Below are 20,333 nucleotides of genomic sequence, written 5' to 3' on the forward strand. Positions count from 1 at the left end.
GCGACGCATAAAGTTGGAGCATCGGTGCCGGACGCGTTAAAATCCATACCTGCTATTTTTTTGGCTTTTTGCCGCGAATGAATCCATGAAATTTTGTCTGGCTTGCCAACGACCCTTTACCAATACCGACTGGCTCTGTCCCGCCTGCGGACAGGCGCCGTCCGGGCGCGGTGGCTTTATGGCGTTCGCTCCGGCTTTAGCCGAGCAGAACGACGGGTTTAATCCCGATACCTTCCAGCGCTACGCAGCGGTTGAGGCCGGCCACTTCTGGTTTATTGCCCGCAATGCGATTTTGCAGGACTGCATGACGCGCTATTTTCCCGTTCGTCAAAATATTCTGGAGATAGGCTGCGGCACCGGTTTCGTGCTGGCGGGTACAAGACGGATTTATCCGGATGCAGCGCTCTCTGGCAGCGACATTTTCACCGAGGGGCTCGAGTTTGCCAAACAACGCGTGCCGACGGCCACTTTGTTTCAGATGGATGCCTGTGCGATTCCGTTTCGCGATGAGTTTGACCTGATAGGCAGTTTTGATGTGCTCGAACATATCGAGGACGATCAGGCAGCGCTAGTGCAGATGTATCAGGCCTGTCAGACAGGCGGCGGGCTGATCTTGACCGTGCCGCAGCATCGCTGGTTGTGGAGCAGCACGGACGATTATGCCCATCACAAGCGCCGCTATACGCGTGCCGAACTGCTGGAGCGCGTGACCCGCGCCGGATTCAAAGTCGAGTATGCAGGCTCCTTTGTGGCGCTTTTGTTGCCGGTCATGCTGGCCTCCCGTCTGTTGCAAAAATCGGCTGATGCCGCGGATCAGATGGATGCCGGATTTAAAATCGGCAAGCTGGCCAATACGCTCTTAGGGGGCGTGATGAAGGTGGAGCGCTGGTTGATCGCGTGCGGTATTTCATTCCCGCTTGGCGGGTCATTGTTGCTGGTAGCCAGGAAAGTATGATGAGTCTTTTTGCGAGCAGGAAATTGTGGTGGCTGGTGGCGGTGGTCGGGGTGATCTGGTTTGCCAATCTTGAATATCGTACGTTGATTAAACCCGATGAAGGGCGCTATGCCGAGATTCCGCGCGAGATGGTGGCCTCCGGCGACTGGGTGACCCCGCGGCTGAATAATTTAAAGTATTTCGAAAAGCCGCCGCTGCAATACTGGGCGACGGCTGCCGCCTATACCGTGTTTGGCGAGCATCAGTGGACATCGCGCCTGTGGGCCGGGCTGACGGGCTTTGCGGGGATTTTTCTGGTCTGGTTCGCAGGTTCGCGCCTGTTCGGGCGTGAGACGGCCGGCTTTGCGGCGGTGCTGCTGTCCGGCAGTATGCTGTATGTGATGATGAGCCATATCAATACGCTCGATATGGGCGTGACGTTTTTCATTACGCTGGGGATTTTTTCCCTGCTGCTGGGGCAGAGTGCGACCGATGTCAGGCAGCGGCGTAACTGGATGCTGCTGGCGTGGGCCGGCATGGCGCTGGCGGTCCTGTCCAAAGGCTTGATGGGCATTATTTTGCCGGGCACGGCGGTGTTTATCTATTGCTTGGTGCAGCGCGACTTTACGGTGTTAAAGCGCATGCACTGGTTGGCCGGTATATCGGTTTTCCTGCTGATTACCGCGCCCTGGTTTTATCTGGTGATGAAGGCGAATCCCGAATTTTTCGGCCGCTTCTTTATCTACGAGCATTACACGCGCTTCACCACGAAGGACTTGGGACGCTATCAGCCGTGGTATTACTTTGTGCCGGTGTTGCTGGCCGGTATGCTGCCCTGGACGGTGCTGATGATCGATGCGGTGCTGCGTGCCGTTTTTGGTGCTAAAGCGCCGATGCTCGCAGGCGAGCGTCCGTTTAATGCCGCGCGATTTTTGCTGGTCTGGGCGGTCTTCATCTACTGTTTCTTCTCTATTTCCGGATCCAAACTACCCTCTTATCTGTTGCCGATGTTTCCGGCGCTGGTGCTATTGATGGGGCAGCGTCTGGTGCAAATGCGCGAGCGCGTGTTGTTCTGGCAAGTCTCGCCCATCGTGCCGGTCGCAATCGCCTTTTTAGTGCTGGCGCTCAATGTGGACCGCTTTGCCGACACGCCGACACAGATTGCCCTGTATCCGGAATACCGGCCCTGGCTGGTGGCGGCCTCTTTAATGCTGTTGTTGAGCCAGTTGTCAGGCATGGCGCTGTTGTGGCGCAACAAGAAGTGGCCCGCGGTGCTGGTGTTGTCCTTGGGGACGCTGCTGTCCGTGCAACTGGGGGTGTCAGGCTACAATACGCTGGCGGGCGAGCGTTCTGCGAAACATATCGCGGAGGCGATCCGCGCCGAGGTCAAACCCGACATCCCGTTTTATTCGGTGCTGACCTACGAGCAGACCTTGCCCTTTTATTTACAGCGTACCTTTACCCTGGTCCAGTTCCAGGATGAAATGGACTTCGGTATTAAACAGGAGCCTGAGCGTTGGATTCCGACCTTGGACGATTTTTTGCCGGTCTGGGAGGCGCAAGCCGAAGCGCTGGCCATCATGCCGCTGTATGCTTACCCTCAATTGCAACAAATGGCGGAATCCGCATCGGGCAAAAAATTAGCCATGAAAATCATCTTTCAGGACGGCCAATATATCGTGGTGAAAAAAATATGAATCTGGTTAGCTTTAGCATGATTATGGCGGGGGTGATGCTCAATGCGGCCGCCCAGATCCTGATGAAAACAGGGACGAATTCGATCGGCTATTTCGATTTTAGTCTCGCCAACGTCGTGCCGATCGGCTGGCGGCTGGCGACGGAACCCCATATCGTCGGCGCGATGGTCTGCTACGTGTTTGGCGTGGTGATCTGGATACTTGCGTTGTCGCGCGTACAGGTCAGTATCGCCTACCCTTTGCTGTCGATGGGCTATGTGGTGAATGCTGTTGCGGCCTGGTATTTATTTAACGAGTCCTTCAATCCTGCCAAAGTGATCGGCATGGGCGTGATTATTCTCGGTGTTGTCATTATTTCGCGAGCCTGATATGAACAATAGCTTCCTGCCTTTTTCCAAACCGACGATTGATGAGGCGACAATCGCCTCCGTTGCCGATACTCTGCGTTCCGGCTGGATCACCAGCGGCCCCAAGGTCATCGAATTCGAAAAACAACTCTCAGCCTACTTTGGCGGTCGTCCGGTTCGTACCTTCAATTCCGGCACCTGCACCATGGAGATTGCGCTGCGTATCGCCGGAATCGGTGCCGGGGATGAAGTCATCACCACGCCGATATCGTGGATGGCGACCTCCAATGTGATCCTCGAAGTCGGCGCGACCCCGGTGTTTGCCGATATCGATCCTGTGACCCGTAACATTGATCTTGATCTCGTAGAAGCTGCGATTACCCCGAAAACCCGCGCGATTATTCCGGTGTATCTGGCTGGCCGTCCGCTCGATATGGATCGTTTGTATGCCATTGCGGCCAAATATAAATTGCGCGTGATCGAAGACGCCGCGCAAGCCATCGGTTCGACCTGGCGTGGACGTCCTATCGGATCCTTCGGTGATTTCGTCTCGTTCAGCTTTCAGGCGAATAAAAACATCACGACCTCCGAAGGCGGTTGTCTGGTATTGAATACGCCGGAAGAGGTGGTGCTTGCCGAAAAATACCGCTTGCAAGGCGTAACGCGCAGCGGTTGGGACGGCATCGATGTCGATGTGCTCGGCGGCAAGTACAACATGACCGATATCGCCGCGGCGATCGGGTTGGGGCAATTCTCCCATTTGGATGACATTACCTCGCATCGACGCGCGCTGGCGCAACACTATTTCAAGGTGCTGGGGCCGGATTTCGAAGCTCGCACTGGTGCGCAATTGCCGCCTGCCGAATTTGAAAACACCAACTGGCATCTGTTCCAGATCGTGCTGCCCGATACCATCACGCGCGCTCAGTTTATGGAGCGCATGAAGGCTTTTAATATCGGTGTAGGCTTTCATTACGCCCCGATTCACCTGTTCACCCTGTACCGCGAGCTGGGTTTCAAGGAAGGCATGTTCCCGATTGCCGAGCACGTCGGACGTCAGATCGTCTCGCTGCCGATGTATTATTCATTGACCAAGGCAGATGTGGAACGCACCTGCGCTGCAATGCTTGCGGTGCTGGGGTAATTCTGCGGGACACCCCGTTGTTGCACGATTAAAATGGGCTATTCCGTGCCTGCGTTAACATCACCGGCAATCTGACACGGCGCGCAATTATTTTGAATTTATCAGCTCACACGCCTATGCGCATCCTTCATTTAATCAGGCGATTGCGCGAGCTTGGCAGCAAACCCTGCCATGAAGACCGGCTGCTGCGCGGCTGGAGCCAGATCGCTTCGTACGACAGAAAAAATAGCCCGGCGGATAATTTTTTCCCGGCGGCGGTGCGCGCCGAATTGCCCGCCATCGAAGCTGAACTGACCGGCTTGGCGAAGCTGCACGGCGAATATCCGGCAGGCGAGGGCGTTGCGCGGCTGCTGGTTGAACTCGCTGACGGTCAGATGGTAGAGAGCGTATTGCTGCCGCGCGGCGGACTGTGCATCTCGACGCAGGTGGGCTGTGCGGTGGGGTGTGTGTTTTGCATGAGCGGTCGCAACGGCCTGATCCGCCAGTTGGGTAGCGCGGAAATTGTCGCTCAGGTCGTGCTCGCGCGCCGCCGCCGCGAGGTGAGCAAAGTCGTGTTCATGGGCATGGGGGAGCCGGCCCACAATCTCGATAACGTGCTGGAGGCGATCCAGTTGCTCGGCACGCAGGGCAATATCGGCCACAAGAATCTGGTTTTTTCAACCGTGGGCGATTTGCGCGTTTTCGAGCGTCTGCCGACGGAGACCGTCAAACCGGCCCTTGCCCTTTCTCTGCACACGACCGATGCCATCTTGCGCGCCAGACTGTTGCCCAGCGCGCCGGTCATCGCGATCGAGGAGTTGGTTTCGCTGGCAGAACACTATGCGCGGATAACCTCTTATCCCGTTCAATACCAGTGGACACTGATTGAGGGCGTTAACGACAGTGATGCGGAGTTGGACGGAATCGTCCGGCTGCTGGCCGGTAAGTATGCGGTGATGAATTTCATCCCGTTCAACGAAGTGGACGGGCTGGACTATCGTCGTCCATCCACGGAGCGCATTGCTGCAATGGCGTATGCGCTGAAGCGGCAAGGGGTTCTGGTTAAAATACGCGATTCTGCCGGGCAGGAAATCGAAGGGGCATGCGGGCAGTTGCGCGCGCGGGCCATCAGGCAATCTATAAATTAGTGCGCCGCGATTTCGCGAATTTTACCCTGTGCGGTAGAATGCCGTCCTATGAATACCATACAACTTTCCGTCGTTATTCCTGTTTACAACGAAGAGGCGGGGCTGCAGACCCTGTTTGACCGCCTGTATCCGGCACTCGACACGCTGGGCATTAGTTACGAGGTCGTTTTTATCAATGACGGCAGCCGCGACCGTTCCGCTGCGCTATTGCGCGAGCAGTTCCAAAAGCGTGCGGATGTGACGCGTGTGGTGCTGTTTAACGGCAATTTCGGTCAGCATATGGCGATCATGGCGGGCTTCGAGCAGTCGCGCGGGCAGCGCGTCGTCACGCTGGATGCCGACTTGCAAAATCCGCCCGAAGATATCGGCCTGTTGCTGGCTAAAATGGATGAGGGGCACGACTATGTCGGCTCGATCCGTCGTCAGCGCAACGATAGCTGGTGGCGGCATGTGGCATCCCGTGCGATGAACAATTTGCGCGAGCGGATCACCCGCATCAAAATGACCGATCAGGGGTGTATGTTCCGCGCTTACAGTCGGGATATCATCAATGCAATCAACAGCTGCCACGAGGTGAATACCTTTATTCCCGCGTTAGCATATAGCTTTGCGCGCAATCCGGCTGAAGTGGTCGTCGGACACGACGAGCGACTGGCTGGGGAGTCGAAATATTCGCTCTACAGTCTGATTCGCTTGAATTTTGATCTGATGACCGGATTTTCGCTGGTGCCGCTGCAGATGTTTTCGATGGCCGGTATGCTCATCTCCGTTTTTTCCGGCCTGTTCTTCGTGTTTCTGGTGGTGCGCCGTCTGATTATCGGCCCCGAGGCGGAAGGGCTGTTTACGCTGTTCGCGCTGGTATTCTTCATGATCGGCATCACCTTGTTTGGTATCGGTCTGCTGGGCGAGTATGTCGGACGCATCTACCAGCAGGTGCGTCACCGCCCGCGCTATCTGGTCGAAGCGGTATTGGAAAGCAGGAGTGAGGATTGAGGAACGAAGTTCGAGTTAAAACAGGGGGTGAAAATTAATGAGTACTCATCACGTTAAAGAGGGGGCGGCAGGTTTTCCTCCATCCTCCATCCTCAATCCTCAATCCTCAACGGCAGTGGTCTTCGCCTATCACAACGTCGGCGTGCGCTGCCTGTCCGTGCTGTTAGCTCACGGTGTGGACGTAAAACTGGTGGTGACTCATACAGATAATCCCAATGAGAATATCTGGTTTGACAGTGTCGCGGAACTGGCGGCCTTGCACGGTATCCCTGTGATTACGCCTGCGAATCCGAATGAATCGGTTGTCGTCGAACAGATTCGCGCGTTGCAGCCTGATTTCTTCTTTTCCTTTTACTATCGGGAAATGCTCAAAGCGCCGTTGCTGGCGATCCCGCATCGGGGCGCGTTGAATATGCACGGGTCGCTGTTGCCGAAATACCGCGGGCGCGTGCCGGTAAATTGGGCGATAATCAAAGGCGAAACCGAAACGGGTTCGACCTTGCACTACATGACCGAGAAACCGGACAACGGTGATATCGTTGCGCAGCAGGCCGTGCCGATTCTGCCCGATGACACGGCGTTGCAGGTGTTTCAGAAGGTGACCGTTGCGGCGGAAATTGCGCTAAACAACGTGTTGCCGGCATTGCTCGCAGGCCGTGCGCGCGCGGTGAAACAGGATTTGAGTCTGGGCGCCTATTTTGGCGGACGGAATGCGGCGGATGGTGTGATTGACTGGCAGCAAAGCGCTGTACAGATCCATAATCTGATTCGTGCGGTAGCGCCGCCTTACCCGGGCGCCGCGACGCAGCTGATGGGGCGTCCGATGCGCATTTTGCAGACGCTGGTGACGAAGTGCAGGGCCTCGAAGGATAAGCCTGCGTTCTACGTCAAAGAAGGCCGCGCCTACGCGATCTGCGGTGAGGGCGTGTTGCGCGTGCTGCGTTTTGAACTGGATGGCGCAGAATTAAGCGCTGAAGAATTCGCCGGACGTTACGGTGTGCAAAGATTTGAATTTAATTGTTAAGGAAATGAAATGAAAAAAGTACTGATCCTCGGCGTGAACGGTTTTATCGGTCACCATCTGTCCAATAAAATACTCGCGACCACTGACTGGGAAGTTTACGGCATGGACATGAGCTCTGAGCGTATCGCGGACCTGATCGGCCACGAGCGTTTTCATTTCTTCGAAGGCGACATTACCATCAACAAGGAATGGGTTGAATATCACGTCAAGAAGTGCGATGTGATTCTGCCGCTGGTTGCCATCGCCACGCCGTCCACTTACGTCAAGCAGCCGCTGCGCGTGTTCGAACTGGACTTTGAAGCCAATTTGCCTATCGTGCGTGCCGCAGTGAAATACGGCAAGCATCTGGTATTTCCGTCTACTTCCGAAGTGTACGGCATGTGTCATGACGAAGAATTCGACCCGGCAGAATCCGAACTGATCTGCGGTCCGATCAACAAGCCGCGCTGGATCTATTCCTGTTCCAAACAATTGATGGATCGCGTGATCTGGGGTTACGGTATGGAAGGGTTGAATTTCACCCTGTTCCGTCCGTTCAACTGGATCGGTGCAGGGCTCGATTCCATTCATACACCGAAGGAAGGCAGCTCGCGCGTGGTCACGCAATTTTTGGGCCATATCGTGCGCGGCGAAAACATCAGTCTGGTCGATGGCGGTCAGCAAAAGCGTGCGTTCACCTATGTGGATGACGGTATCAATGCGCTGATGAAGATCATCGAGAACAAAGATGGCGTCGCGACAGGGAAAATCTACAACATCGGCAATCCGGTCAATAATTTCTCGATCAAAGATCTGGCTGACATGATGTTGAAACTCGCCAACGAATATCCGGAATATCGCGAATCGGCACAAAAGGTAAAGATCCTCGAAACGACAGCCGCCGCATACTATGGCAAGGGTTATCAGGACGTGCAGAACCGCGTGCCAAAGATCACCAATACCTGCGAAGAGCTGGGCTGGGCGCCGGTCATCAATATGGCGGACACGCTGCGCAATATTTTCGATGCGTATCGCGGTCAGGTCGGCGAAGCGCGCAAGCTGATGGACTAATGGCGAAACAGATCGCGCTTAAAATTGATGTGGACACCTATCGCGGAACGCGCGAAGGTGTTCCGCGTCTGGTTGAGGTATTGCAGCGCTACCATGCGCAGGCGACGTTCTTCTTTACGCTGGGCCCGGATAATATGGGGCGGGCCATTTGGCGCGTGTTCCGTCCGGGCTATCTGAAAAAAGTATCGCGCATGTCGGTGGTCGAACACTACGGCATCAAGACCCTGTTGTACGGTACCTTGCTACCGGCACCCGATATCGGTAAAAAATGCGCCGGAATTATGCGCAGCGTCAGGGATGCAGGATTTGAAGTCGGCATTCATTGCTTCGATCATGTGCGCTGGCAGGATCATGTGCTGGACAAGGATGCTGCATGGACGCAGCGCGAGTTGCAGCGTGCGATCGACCGTTACACCGAAATTTTTGCAGAGCCGCCTCATGCACATGCGGCAGCCGGCTGGCAGATGAATCGTCACGCAATGCGTTTGATGCAGCGCTCGGGTTTTGACTATAGTTCCGATTCGCGCGGTACGCACCCCTTTATCCCGACCTGGCAGGCTGAGATTATCGCCTGTCCTCAGTTGCCGACGACCTTGCCGACGCTCGATGAGTTGATCAACCGGGACGGCATTACGCTTGATAATATCGCTGAACATTTTTTAACGCTGACGGCAGATGCGCCAGCAACGGGGCATGTGTATACCTTGCATGCCGAACTCGAAGGCGGAAAATGGATGCCGGTATTCGAGCAATTGTTGCAGGGCTGGCAGGCGCAGGGCTATGAACTGGTTTCTATGCAGCAGTATTTGCAGGGGCTGGAAGCTGAGGCGTTGCCGCGTCATGAACTGTCGATGCAGGAAGTCGAGGGGCGTGTAGGCCGGCTGGCGGTACAGGGTGACTAAGCGCTGCAAGGGTGTTTGGGCGTTGAGTTGAATATTAGCGTAGAGTTTCCATAAATCGGGTTGAGAGGTGATGTGATGGGAGATAACAAGGCTTTGAATAATTGGGTGATTCTGCTCAGTCAGAGTGAACTGCCTGTTCTAAAGCACACTGCCAGAGAGTTGGCGCTGCTGCGTGAGGATGAGAATAAACTCTCTGCGCATGCAATTGCAGCGGTTATCGCGCCCGATCCCATCATGACGGTTAAGTTGCTGCGTTATCTGCAAAGTCATAAACACAAGGCGCAAACGATGGAGTTGGTTCAGGTTGAGCAGGCGTTGCTGATGCTCGGCATGGAAACGTTCTTCAACAAAGTTACGGCGCAGCCTTTGATCGAAGATATGCTCAAGACGCATACGATTGCCTTGCCGCCGCTGCTACGCGTGGTGCATCGTTCACATCGCGCTTCCAGTTATGCTTTTGACTGGGCGGTACAGTTGCACGACCTGCATTATGAGGAAGTGCGTATCGCAGCCCTGCTGCACGATATTGCCGAGATTCTGATGTGGTGTTTTGCGCCCGATTTAATGCTGGAAATTCGCGATTTGCAGTTGCACGACAAAGCGCTGCGCAGTAAGGATGTTCAGCAGCAAGTGCTCGGTTTTACGTTGGCTGAATTGCAAAAGGAGCTGATCGCCCAGTGGGGGTTGCCTCAGTTGCTGTTGCATCTGGTCAATGATTCGAGTTCGCAGCAGCCCCGGGTGCGCAACGTGATGCTGGCGGTCAATCTGGCGCGGCATTCGTCCAACGGTTGGGACGATGCGGCCCTGCCTGATGACTATAAGGATATTGCCGGCTTGTTGCGCATGACGCCTGAGCAGGTGTTTCTGAGGATAGGCAGCGATGCCGGTATTTTGTGCGATTTGAGCCGCCAGCATTGAAAAACTTGCTGTTCTGAGTAGGGCGTCTCCTGCTAGGGTGTTGCGTCTGCTCACAGTCGCGTCAGTGGTCAAGCGCAGTCGGCCCGCTTTGATTTGCAATTTTTCATTGCAGGTGGCTTTCAATAATCAATGTGTGCACTAATGTCGTAGTGTCGATGATGTTCCGGTGGGATGCCGGATAAAATATACAATCTATTCAATTGAATGCGGTAGGTTTTTTACGCGTATGGTTTGGTTTTTTCAGCGATGTATGACTGTGTGGAAAAATATTTTTTAAATAATTTAAATTTTATGTTGACCGAATCGACAATCTCTATATAATGCGCACCTCTTCATTCCCTGATAGCTCAGTCGGTAGAGCGACGGACTGTTAATCCGCAGGTCCCTGGTTCGAGTCCAGGTCGGGGAGCCAGATAATCAAGGGGTTAGACGAAAGTCTAACCCCTTATCTGTTTCTGGAATTCTAAGCCGTGCCGTTAGCGTGCCGTTATGGCTTTGGCTAGGTCGCCAGCCATTTTCTCGTTTGTTTTAGAGTTTTCTTAGGCGTCATGCCTAAAATATTTCTGTTGTAAATAATTTATTTATTTTAATTCAATTGGTTGTATGGCTTATTCCATACCTTCAGCTCCCGATCTTTTATCTGCTATTGTAGGTAATGTGTTTGGTTAGCCTGACCTTGGGTTTTTTCGAAAACTTCTTGAGTGATATCCAAGGAGTCACCAAAAAACGCTTTATTTGCCGGCAATTCCAACTTGCTCCGATTTATAGTCACTCCTGTTTCTAACCACAGGAGGCTATATGCAAAATTTCAATCCACTAGTTGTACTCGCCGTTGTTCGGGCGGAATGTTCTATACGTAGAAAACGGAGTACATGGGGTACTTCTGTCCTTACCAAATATTTGGCTGAGTTGATCACGCTTAGGAATAATGGAGCCTCCTTGGCTGAAATTCGGTTTTGGTTAAAAAAGCATAAACGCATAAAAGTTGCACGATCGACTATCAAACGTTTTTTAGATAAAAAAAAGGCAGCGGTTATTTGAGGGGCGAGAATGGCTACTTTTCGCTCCTCTACCAGTCAAGCTAAACACGCCGTTCAAAAAAAGCGTGCTATTGGTAAGTCGAGCCATGCCAAGGCAGGTGGGGATGGCAAGATTCACAGTCTTGGAACAGAGCGGACTTATCTGGAGTCGCTAAAAAAGGTAGCTGAGTATATTACTCAAAATCGGTTGGATTATGCGGGTCGAGGACTGTCTGGTTTAACAAGTGAAATTGCTGAGAGCTACCTAGAGCATAGGTCGCAGGACGTTGGGCAGAAGCAGCTGGACAAGGACCGTCAGGCGATGCAGATACTACTGGGTGTAAAGCTGCCGATTGTTAAGAGTGAGTTAGAGCAAGCGCAGCATAGTCGAGCCTACACATTTCAACAAATTGAATTGATTGTTTCAGCACAGTCTCAAAAGCATTCGCTATCTACCCAAATCGCAGCCAATGCAGGCCTCCGTGCCCATGAGCTTCTGACACTTATGCCTGTTAATTTGATGAGAAAGTTATCCGATCGAAAATGGACGGATGATAGATTTTTGGGACGGAATGATGTGGAGAGATATACGGTTAAAGGCAAAGGGGGGCTGGTGCGGGAAGTTGCTATTTCTCATGATCTGTCTAAGCGGTTGGAATTATTGCGTTTGCCAGTGCCGCAACAGTTTAAGGATCGTGATATTTACTATTCGCAGTTTTATGATATTGGCGGAGGAAAGCAGTGGAGTGACTCTTTTACTAAAGCCGCTGATCGTGAGTTAGGATGGACGACTGGTGGGCACGGGGTAAGGCATACTTATGCGCAATCCCGGATGATGACTTTGCTATCAGCAGGTATAAATTACGATTTGGCGTTAGCAATTGTAAGTCAGGAAATGGGTCATTTCAGGCCTGATATCACGGAAGTGTATTTACGTTGACAATTCAATTGGTTACATTTATATTGTGAACATCCTGCTTAGGCAGAGTACGATTGACACCCGTAAAAGGTGTTGTGTTCGTTCGGTTTTTTACGCGGCTGCAAAGTCAAAACCAAACATGTCGCACTGATAAAAGTAGCTTTTTATCCTTCAACTTGGTACCGCAAGGTATCGTCACGTCTTGCGGTAGCAAGTCCACAATCAAACATCACGTTGCTGGTGTTTATCATAAGCCCTCCGTCAGGCAGGGTGTTTTTCATTCAAATCATTCCAATAAGTAAAGTTTTAGTAGGTCCGATGAGAGCGCTATATTCTCAGGTCAATTTATTCAAAGCAGCCAAAGCCATCGCGCCGGCAGCTGGTAATAATGATGATGCGTAGAGTTGGTTGCTTTTCGTTCTGCCTGGCAATAGCCAGGAGTTACAGGCGTAGTACCGAGAAAATATTGAAAATTGTTTTTGGTTGAAGAGGAAAGCATCATTTTGACAAACTGGCGCTGCGCCAGGCCACACAGGTGGTGAAGCAGACGGTAGCTAAGCCGAGAGTTGTTTGCGAAGTGACGAAGAGCGAGATCAGTCCCAGCTCATCACCCACTAAATGGTGATAAATGGGGGCGAAACGGGATGGGTGACCTACCTCGCACTTGCAATGCAAGTGGTAGTAATTCTTACGGGGAATAAATTTTTATGTAATATTGCTTCACCAATCGGGCATGCAATAGCGCCGGATGGTGAAGTTGCGTCTGGATTTTGATAAGTAAATAAGGGTATGGATGGTTTTTAATCGAAATTTTTTGTGCGGTACCCCGATTGAATCACGGTTATCTCGGTAGAATGCAGCTCGCAGCGCAGTAAGCGCGCCGAGGTATGGTTGGGGATTTTGCGGTAAAGGCGACTGCATGTATTTTTTTGGAAAACCATACTCCCTCCGCAGTGTATCGCCGAGTATGTGGCCGTAGATGAATTAGCTAACCTGCATCAACCTCACCCACCCCCTGAATTCTGGCAGCGTGTCGAGCGCGCATGTCGGACTTTGAACGACGAAAAGCCTAGCTTGTTGAATACGGCATAGACGTGGAAGGACTGTAGCAAGATAAACAAATGCAACGGTGTGACTCAGTATTTTTAGTACTTGGCCTGTGAAAAAAATTTTGTTGCGTGCTGATTGTTGCGCGTTTCCTACTAAAGCCCATATTACCAAAGGCTGTACCTGCCTTTTTAAAAGTTCGACAGAGCGGGGGTGATATATGGGCGGGACGCAACAGTTTTGTGTTGGGACGTAACCGTCCTGAACGGCTACTCTTAACAAAGCTGGTCATCTGCAGGCGCAAAAAGCAGTCTTTTGAGGTGGTATATGAGCTGACATAAGATCAGAGGTGTTTCAAAAAAATCAACAAATCAGCACGCATCTAAGAATTTTCCAATATCTACATGGATGCTTAACTGATAACCTTCAAGAATTATTTGCCATATTATTTCGATAGCGAATCCGTGCTGTGTATCGGAAATAATCCATTGCGACGGTCAGCAATCAGGCAGGCTAAATTTTGAATAGGGGACAATATTCAAGGGTCGGTTTGAGACAGTGTATTTTTCAATCCGTACATCGGGAATGTGCAAATAGAATTTCGCCTGTTCATGTTTGAGTGACAGCTATCCGTAAAGGCGCCTCTGGTGCACTTCGGAGAATAGCTCTGTATTATTGCTAATTGCTGACAGTGGCGGGGAGGTTTGCCGGTGAGGAAGTTGGCAGACGAGTCAACCGTTTGGCATGTGAAGTTCCTCTGGCGGAAGGATTCTTTGAGTAATGGAATATAAGGAAGCGCTTTGGACATCGAAATTTGGGACGGCGGACTTCAAGAACAAGAGATTGAAGCAATCAAAAAAATCGGGGCTGCTTTTTCTGATGCCCAGCCTGATGGCAAGTCCCAAGTAAGAGGCGGTTCTATACAGGATCAGCTTCAAAACAAGCTCGGGCGCAACGGCATGTTCCCTTGGAAAGGTTATGCCGGATTTAGGTTCGTCGATTCGAAGGGCAAGGAGGGTGAGTTTGATTTGGTGATCGTGACTCACTGCAATGTCATCATCGTGGAGTTAAAGGACTGGAACCATGCGCCCATCGCGGCAAATGGTGACATTTGGTTCAAGGGCGACAAGAACATGGGGCGGTCGCCTGTTAGCGTCACGAGAAGCAAGCAATACACCCTCTCTAACAAGCTAAAAAAGCTTAGTCAGAGATTTTCAAACAAGGGATACACCCCATTTGTTGAATACTTTGTGGTAATGACAGGGAATTCTGATTTCAGTCAGCTTCCCGAGGTCGAACTTCACCATACGATGTCCATGAAGGACTTTCTCAAATTTGCAGACAAGGGGGCGTTCGAAAAGCACTTCCGCCCCCATCCCGGCGCAAAGGTACTAAATCAGGACTTTCCGATATTTGATGAATTGTTCCTGAGCGGAAACACGGCGCCGAAAGCACTGAAAATTGGAGGGTACACAGCAGTCGAGGAAATTTTCAAGCATCCGAAATTGGTATACAAGGAATATCTGGCAAATTCGGAAATCTCAAAGGGTGCGGAGGCTCTGCTTAGGGTCTGGAACTTCAAGAATATCCAAGGCAACAAGGCTATTACTCCGCAGGGCAGGGCTGAAATCGTATCCCGTGAGCGGGAGGTATTGCAGTTCATCAATCACCAGAATCGCGACCTGTATAACCACTGCCTACGCTCGCTGACAAGTTTTGAAAAGGATGAGGTTACATCGCAGTACAGCGAGGTTTATGAACTTCCTCCTGGGCATTTGAGGTTCAACGAGTTCGTGGGGAAATATGGTCAGTCGTTTAACCAGACCGACAGGCTGAACCTCACGAAGCTGCTTATCGCGAAGTTCGCTGACCTGCATGCGATTAAGATTGCCCATCGAGACATTGCTGACCATAGTCTGTGGCTGTCGCCTTCGAAGGAAATTGCTCTCTCCAATTTTATCTCCGCTTACCACCAACCAATTGGAACGGTCGGCGATTATCGGAGCAACCTTTCAGTAGGGGCAGTAGAAGTCAAGGAGATGCTGGATGGCTCGTCAACGACCCCGTTTCAGCAAGACGTTCATGCGCTTGGGCTTGTGTCGTGGCATCTGCTGACTGCTCAAAGAATGTCCCCAAAGAGCTTGGAGAACATTCAGAACGAGATGCTTTCAAGCAGCGAATGGTATGCAGGAGTTCTTCTCGATGCAGTGGTAGGGAGGTTTAAGGATGCATCGGAATTCTTCGATGGCTTGAAGCGTGCAGAACCGCAGGGCGAGTCGATACCGACTTTCGACGACTCCGAACTGGAAGCATATCGTCACCCGATTAACCACACGCGGCAATTCCCTGACCAGGACGAGTTTCTGGTTTCGAACGATGATAAAGAGGTCTATGTCTCACAAGGTAGGCTTGTTAAAGCATGGCTGAATGTCGGTGGCAAAGGAGATGACTCGGTAAGCAATTTCCGCGTCCTTACTTTTTTGAAGCGTTTGGACAAGCTTGCGGCAGTTAATCCCTCATACCTGCCCCGTATTCATGAACACGGGCTCGCGGCAAGGTCCAGCAGCATGTATCTGGTGACCGACGTGGTTGATGGTATGACGTGGGCTGATGCTGTAATTGATGACTCGGACAAATTAGGCGTTATTGAGAAGCTGGCTGATGCCGTTGAACATCTTCATGGGCTCGGGATTTCGCACGGCGACCTTCACCCCTGCAATGTGATGCTGGGTAGGGAAAACGGGAATGTGTATCTGATAGATCTTCCTGACTTTTCCCACAATACTGCCGAAGCTAAGAACCATCGGTATAGTCCAGAGAGCATCGACGGAAGCTCTTCCGAACAGCGGGATATATTTGCGGTGCTCAAAATGTCTTGCGAATTACTCGGATTGGAGTGGGGCGAGGAGTCCAAAGCTTACCCGAGAATCTCGGATGCGATTCAGTCGGAACTGAACGATCTAGAGTTTGGCTTCAGGGATTTGGGGCGGTTTAAAAAGTCACTAACGACCTCATCCGAAGTGCAGGATCAGCAATTTCTCGAAATATCACTCAGCAATGTTAATGAGCAAGTGACGATATTTCCCGACAACGGGCATCTGTACGTCAAGGTAGAGGCACCGAAGCAAGGAAAGAGCAATTACTCGGTGACGTTTTCCGGCATTGGTGGTTCGTTCGTCACCTTTTACGACAAGGAACAGCGGTGCTTTGTCGGAGGGTTACCCCCTCGAATCAGATCTGATGTTCATTTCAGGGTGGCAGAAGAAAGCCAATTCGAAATCAGCACAGCAATTCGTATCAAGCTAGGGCGGCCAGCTCAACTTTCTGGATTATCTGAACATCTCCGCGATGATGACGCGTTTCATCGTGCAATCGAAATGCTTCAGATGGTTCAGATGGTTCAGCCCGAAATTGATGAATCAGGGTTGAGTCAACAACTAAAGGATGTGTTTGAAAGGGCGGCAGCTTCCGTAGGGGAGGACCATTCTGATATAACGGTCGATATTTCGACTCATGCACTTTGGCGTGCAATCCTCGCCACCGAGACCGAATCAAGTCCGAATATCGAGTTGAATGGAGCCTCAATTAAGCCATCGAATACCGATTCTGAACTGATACTCCCTTACGAGGCTGACATCGATCCGCTTGGCGCTTTTGCAAGCACGGATGAAGTCGAAGCTCTGCTCATCGATCAGGATGGTGCTGAAAAAATCATCGGGGAGGTCTTTCTCAAAAAATCAGCTCTGAACGAAGTTCGACTGAATAAAGTCCGTAGTTCAGCCTATGGTCTTAAAGATGGCGACTCTGTCTTCTTCAGGACGAAACAAGACAGGGCTTCATATCGCAAACGGAAGGCAGCACTTGAAAGACTGCTTGATAGGGAAGGGGTCTTGCCTGACCTGCTTGATTTATTTGACCCTGCCTGCAAAAAGGATGCAACGCCATACAATATTTCTGTCACTGACGAAGACTTCGCCAGATACGACCGCGAAGATCTGCATGGAAACAAAATTAGCCTCAACGAGCAACAGCGTGAGGCATTCACCAAGCTGCTGAACTATGGTCCGCTGTCGCTTTTACAGGGGCCGCCTGGAACAGGAAAGACGGAATTCATCGCTGCATTCGTCCACTTTCTCGTTGAGAAGTTGGATGTGCGAAGAATCCTGCTGGTCAGCCAATCTCACGAAGCGGTCAACACGGCTGCGGAGCGGATAAGGAAGCACTGCGGGAGATTGGGAACTTCACTCGAAGTAGTCAGGTTCAGCAATCGTGAAGGGGCGGTTTCGCATGGACTGAAAGACGTCTACTCCCATGCCATCACCGCAGAAAAACGCGAGTTGTTCAACGCCGAATATCGCTACCGTGTCGCAGCTCTATCGGATGCGCTAGGTCTCGATACTGAATTCATCTCCAAGGTCGTCGATGCGGAGCTGAAACTGTTCAAGCAGATTGACCATCTTGAATCCTTGCTCAAGAACTTCGAAAATGTAGGCGACGAGGAGGACATCAAAGCCCTCAAGCCGATCGTGGTCGAACTCAATGAGTCTATCCGAACCAAGTTGCAAGCGGACTACGGAATTTTACTTTCACAGGAAAGCAAGGTTTCGGAAGCGAAGTCTATCCTGCTCTCCAACATTTGTTCCGAGTATGGTGTCCGTCCAAATGAAGCAAAACGAGTTCGTGCATTGGCTCAGATATCCCGAGATATTCAGGATGCACTGTCGGCGGAAAGGGTGAATTGCGACGAGTTCTATGCCCGCTCGAGACAATTGGTTACCGGCACCTGCGTCGGTATCGGGCAAGGACACATCGGTATTCACGACAACATCTATGATTTTGTAATCATTGATGAGGCGGCTCGTTCAATATCCAGCGAACTGGCAATTGCAATGCAGTCTGCGAAACGTGTCCTCCTGGTCGGTGACCATTTGCAACTGCCCCCCCTGTATTCCGACGCTCACAAAGCTGCGCTGGCACGCCGACTTGGCATCAATGACAAACACACCGAGCTTGATGAGGTGTTGCGAAGCGACTTTGCGCGGGCTTTCAATTCTGAATATGGGAAGCAAACTAGTGCAACGTTGCTTACTCAGTATCGGATGGCACCTCCCATTGGCAATCTGGTTTCCCATACCTTCTACGATGGCAAGCTGAACAATGGAGATCGGGCTATTCCCGAGATTTATGAAAGTGCTCCGAACTCGCTTCGTTCTGCCGTGACTTGGCTCGACACCTCTCCACTTGGCGAACAAGCCAATCATCAGAGCGACCGTGGCGTCAGCATATACAACCGTTGTGAGGCAGAACAGGTTATCGACCTGCTCAAGCAGATTTCAGAGAACGGTCAATTCCTGACCGACCTTTGCAATCTCAAGGACAAAGATGATGCGCTGATCGGTGTCATCTGCATGTATGCCGAACAAAAGCGGTTGATTCGGCAGAAGTTCAACCAAGGGATTTGGAGCGATGGGTTCAAGGAATTGGTGAAAATCGACACTGTCGATAGCTACCAGGGCAAGGAAAATCGAATCATCATCTTGAGCCTGACGCGTTCCGACAAACAAAAGAGTCCAGGTTTCCTGCGCACACCCAATAGAATTAACGTCGCTATGTCGCGAGCAATGGATCGGCTTCTAATCATTGGTAACGCGGAGATGTGGAAGACCCATAACAAGGACAAGCCTCTCGGACAGGTTGTTTCCTACATGAGCGATATGTGCGAGGACGCCGGCTATAAGTTCCTGTCCGCGAAGACGAACCGCTAAGGTGACGATATTGGAAAATACTACGATTTATCACGAGATTGATTTTCTGTTGCCAGCGCAACGCTTCAACATCAATTTCTCGTACATCACCCAAAAAGGGCTTCCTTTCGTTCGGGAATTCGTGCTTCGTCTGATCCATCTTGCGCCAATGTCTATGTCACAGGTTGCGACCTTCTTTGGCTTTTCACGCAAGGAAGTTCAAGAGGCAATTTCTGACCTCGTCGAACGCGGTGAACTGACATTGTCCGAAAATGGTCGTCTGACCCTTACGGAAAAATCCAGTGGTTACTTCACGGAACTCGGCGAGGTTCCGCGTTTATCCCTACTTCGAGATAGCACAGCTTGCTTATCTTTCGACCTCGCAACTTTCACATGCCTTGGGAAAGACAATATTTCGGAAAAGTGGAAAGCTGGTCTTTCAATCAAGGTCGACGACGAAAACGCATCCTGTAGCCAGACGCATGTGGAAAAGCATTTTCAGCGTCAGTTCCATGAAATACTGCATAAGGGTTTTCTTTCCAGGGCGCTGACCCAGGACGAAAAGGACTCGCCGAATGTCTACACCGTGAATTCGGTGAACAAGATTAAGCAGATGCCCGTCAGACTGCCGGTTCAGTTTAAGGTTGACGAAGATGGAAGAAGCGTCGAGCGAGAGGATTTCGAGAACCTGAAAAGCTCTGACTATGTGCATGAGCAAATCTCTCTGGAGCTGGACCGCTTGGCGAGACCCAGTAATTTTGGTGAGATTGCTAAAACCATGCTCGAGATCGGTGATGGCGAGACGTTGAAACTCTTCGACTCGAAGGGCAGTTCTGTTAGCCTGCAATTCTTCGAAGACTTGGCGAAGCTGGAATCCAATAGTCAGAAGCAGAGAACCACCTTTATCGGACCAATCTACTCGTCCGAAAATTGGGAATTGGTCCAGAAACACTTGGCTCCAATCATCAAGACTAGGCGAGAAAGTAAGGCGGACGTGGGGCAAGCCCATTTTCTTTGGGTTGCACCCAGCGAGCCATATTGGGGAAAGAGCAGCAGTCTTCAGGTAAGAGTCAGTGAGCTTCTCGAAAGGGCAAGTACGAAGGATAAAAAGCTCTATTCGCCGATAATCTATTTGCCGGTCTCCGGTCCAAATGACCATAGGACTGCACGCCAATGGCAAAGGGAGTTCGAGCCTAATACTGACAAGGTTCACGGATTGATTGAGGGCTTCTTTGGAGGGAGTATTGAGGTGCTACACTTCGAAGGCGAGTTTGTGGTTGTCGTTTATCACGTCTCATTGCCTGATTCTTACCCTGTTACCTTCCCCATCGGATTCATTAGTGCCGACAAAGATGTCGTCTCGGCTGTCGGACGGCTTGTTACGGCATATGTAGAGGGCAGTTCAGGGTTTGAACGTCCTAACGACTGTGGATTACTGTCCCGTATCGGGCGTAATGAATGATTACGA

Annotated in this window: 13 protein-coding genes and 1 tRNA gene; all 14 read left to right on the plus strand. The window is 51.4% G+C overall.

From position 1 onward, the window contains the following. The first annotated feature begins 85 nt into the window (after positions 1 to 85). The 14 genes from GALF_RS03370 to GALF_RS03440 all read left to right on the plus strand — a co-directional run bounded on the left by GALF_RS03370 (position 86) and on the right by GALF_RS03440 (position 20,327). Positions 86 to 955 carry a class I SAM-dependent methyltransferase gene (locus tag GALF_RS03370; RefSeq protein ID WP_013292647.1) on the plus strand — a complete coding sequence of 290 codons (870 nt, stop codon included), beginning with the start codon at positions 86 to 88 and terminating at the stop codon, positions 953 to 955. After that, a complete protein-coding gene (locus GALF_RS03375) occupies positions 952 to 2,631 on the plus strand; it encodes a glycosyltransferase family 39 protein (protein WP_041937946.1) in 1,680 nt (559 codons plus the stop codon). The genes GALF_RS03370 and GALF_RS03375 overlap by 4 nt, the downstream gene beginning before the upstream one ends. After that, the gene (locus GALF_RS03380; protein ID WP_013292649.1) at positions 2,628 to 2,999 is read left to right on the plus strand and encodes an SMR family transporter; all 372 of its coding nucleotides are present in this window, start codon (positions 2,628 to 2,630) and stop codon (positions 2,997 to 2,999) included. The genes GALF_RS03375 and GALF_RS03380 overlap by 4 nt, the downstream gene beginning before the upstream one ends. 1 nt (position 3,000) lies before the next feature. Further along, the gene (locus GALF_RS03385) at positions 3,001 to 4,122 is read left to right on the plus strand and encodes a DegT/DnrJ/EryC1/StrS family aminotransferase (protein WP_013292650.1); all 1,122 of its coding nucleotides are present in this window, start codon (positions 3,001 to 3,003) and stop codon (positions 4,120 to 4,122) included. 116 nt (positions 4,123 to 4,238) lie between these two features. Beyond that, positions 4,239 to 5,249, plus strand: coding sequence for an RNA methyltransferase (locus GALF_RS03390; RefSeq protein WP_013292651.1), 1,011 nt, complete (start codon positions 4,239 to 4,241; stop codon positions 5,247 to 5,249). Positions 5,250 to 5,297: 48 nt separating this feature from the next. After that, positions 5,298 to 6,242: a glycosyltransferase gene (locus GALF_RS03395; protein ID WP_013292652.1), complete on the plus strand. Its 945-nt coding sequence runs from the start codon at positions 5,298 to 5,300 to the stop codon at positions 6,240 to 6,242. A 37-nt stretch (positions 6,243 to 6,279) separates the two neighbouring features. Continuing rightward, positions 6,280 to 7,266, plus strand: coding sequence for a formyltransferase (locus tag GALF_RS03400; RefSeq protein WP_013292653.1), 987 nt, complete (start codon positions 6,280 to 6,282; stop codon positions 7,264 to 7,266). A gap of 9 nt (positions 7,267 to 7,275) precedes the next feature. Next, complete coding sequence (locus tag GALF_RS03405; protein WP_013292654.1) at positions 7,276 to 8,316, plus strand: bifunctional UDP-4-keto-pentose/UDP-xylose synthase; 1,041 nt, start codon at positions 7,276 to 7,278, stop codon at positions 8,314 to 8,316. Further along, positions 8,316 to 9,218 carry a polysaccharide deacetylase family protein gene (locus tag GALF_RS03410; RefSeq protein WP_013292655.1) on the plus strand — a complete coding sequence of 301 codons (903 nt, stop codon included), beginning with the start codon at positions 8,316 to 8,318 and terminating at the stop codon, positions 9,216 to 9,218. Before GALF_RS03405 ends, GALF_RS03410 begins: the two co-directional genes overlap by 1 nt. Positions 9,219 to 9,293: 75 nt before the next feature. After that, entirely contained in the window at positions 9,294 to 10,136 is an 843-nt protein-coding gene (locus GALF_RS03415) for an HDOD domain-containing protein (protein WP_013292656.1), read from the plus strand. 336 nt (positions 10,137 to 10,472) lie between these two features. Beyond that, positions 10,473 to 10,548: transfer RNA gene (locus GALF_RS03420), tRNA-Asn, on the plus strand. Positions 10,549 to 11,186: 638 nt separating this feature from the next. Continuing rightward, positions 11,187 to 12,095 (plus strand): site-specific integrase, encoded by a 909-nt coding sequence (locus GALF_RS03425; RefSeq protein ID WP_013292658.1) that lies wholly within the window; start codon positions 11,187 to 11,189, stop codon positions 12,093 to 12,095. Positions 12,096 to 13,921: 1,826 nt separating this feature from the next. Beyond that, positions 13,922 to 18,886, plus strand: coding sequence for an AAA domain-containing protein (locus GALF_RS03435; RefSeq protein WP_013292659.1), 4,965 nt, complete (start codon positions 13,922 to 13,924; stop codon positions 18,884 to 18,886). A 1-nt stretch (position 18,887) separates the two neighbouring features. Next, positions 18,888 to 20,327 carry a hypothetical protein gene (locus GALF_RS03440; RefSeq protein ID WP_396230359.1) on the plus strand — a complete coding sequence of 480 codons (1,440 nt, stop codon included), beginning with the start codon at positions 18,888 to 18,890 and terminating at the stop codon, positions 20,325 to 20,327. The last annotated feature ends 6 nt before the right edge of the window (positions 20,328 to 20,333 follow it).

Source organism: Gallionella capsiferriformans ES-2, from assembly GCF_000145255.1.
Classification (GTDB): Bacteria; Pseudomonadota; Gammaproteobacteria; order Burkholderiales; family Gallionellaceae; genus Gallionella; species Gallionella capsiferriformans.